General features: G+C 68.3%; 1 protein-coding gene. It reads left to right on the forward strand.

Going from position 1 to position 1397, the window contains the following annotated elements:
* Positions 1–1397: adenosylhomocysteinase (gene ahcY, locus AC5L36_RS45300; RefSeq protein ID WP_441225302.1), on the forward strand; the 1397-nt coding region annotated here is incomplete at both ends.

Here is a 1397-nt window from a genome sequence, read left to right on the forward strand (position 1 = left end):
GCGGACCTGTCGTTGGCCGGTTTCGGTCGCAAGGAGATCCAGCTCGCGGAGCACGAGATGCCCGGGCTGATGGCCTTGCGGCGGGAGTACGCCGACGCCCAGCCCCTCGCGGGCGCCCGCGTCACAGGTTCGCTGCACATGACCATCCAGACCGCCGTGCTGATCGAGACACTCACCGCGCTGGGTGCGGAGGTCCGCTGGGCCTCGTGCAACATCTTCTCCACCCAGGACCACGCCGCCGCCGCGATCGTTGTCGGACCCAACGGCACGCCCGAGGCACCGTCCGGCGTCCCGGTGTACGCGTGGAAGGGCGAGACCCTCGCCGAGTACTGGTGGTGCACCGAGCAGGTGCTGGTGTGGCCGGACGGCCAGGGTCCCAACATGATCCTGGACGACGGTGGTGACGCCACGCTGCTGGTGCACAAGGGCGCGGAGTTCGAGAAGGCCGGCGCGGTGCCGGCGCCGGAGACCGCGGACAACGAGGAGTACGCCGTGATCCTCGGCGTGCTTCAGCGCTCGCTCGCCGAGGACAACCGCCGCTGGACCCGCGTCGCCGCCGGCATCAAGGGCGTGACCGAGGAGACCACCACCGGCGTGCACCGGCTGTACGAGATGCAGGCCGCGGGCAGCCTGCTCTTCCCGGCGATCAACGTGAACGACTCGGTGACCAAGAGCAAGTTCGACAACAAGTACGGCTGCCGCCACTCGCTCATCGACGGCATCAACCGCGCCACCGACGTGCTGATCGGCGGCAAGGTCGCGGTCGTGTGCGGGTACGGCGACGTGGGCAAGGGCTGCGCCGAGTCGCTGCGCGGCCAGGGTGCCCGCGTGATCGTGACCGAGGTCGACCCGATCTGCGCGCTCCAGGCCGCGATGGACGGCTACCAGGTCGCCACGCTGGAAGACGTCGTGGAAACCGCGGACATCTTCATCACCGCGACCGGCTGCTTCGACGTCATCACCCACGAGCACATGGCCCGCATGAAGCACCAGGCGATCGTGGGCAACATCGGCCACTTCGACAACGAGATCGACATGGCCGGTCTCGGCAAGCGCGACGACGTGGAGCGGATCAACGTCAAGCCGCAGGTCGACGAGTGGCGCTTCGCCGACGGCCACTCGGTCATCATCCTGTCGGAGGGCCGGCTGCTCAACCTGGGCAACGCGACGGGCCACCCGTCCTTCGTGATGTCCAACTCGTTCTCCAACCAGACGATCGCCCAGATCGAGCTGTTCACGAAGACCGAGGAATACCCGGTCGGCGTGTACACGCTGCCCAAGGCCCTGGACGAGAAGGTCGCCCGCCTGCACCTGGACGCGCTGGGTGCCCGGCTGACCGAGCTCTCCAAGGAGCAGGCCTCGTACCTGGGCGTGCCGATCGAGGGCCCCTACAAGCC

The sequence above is a fragment of the Phytohabitans sp. LZ39 genome, from assembly GCF_059359075.1.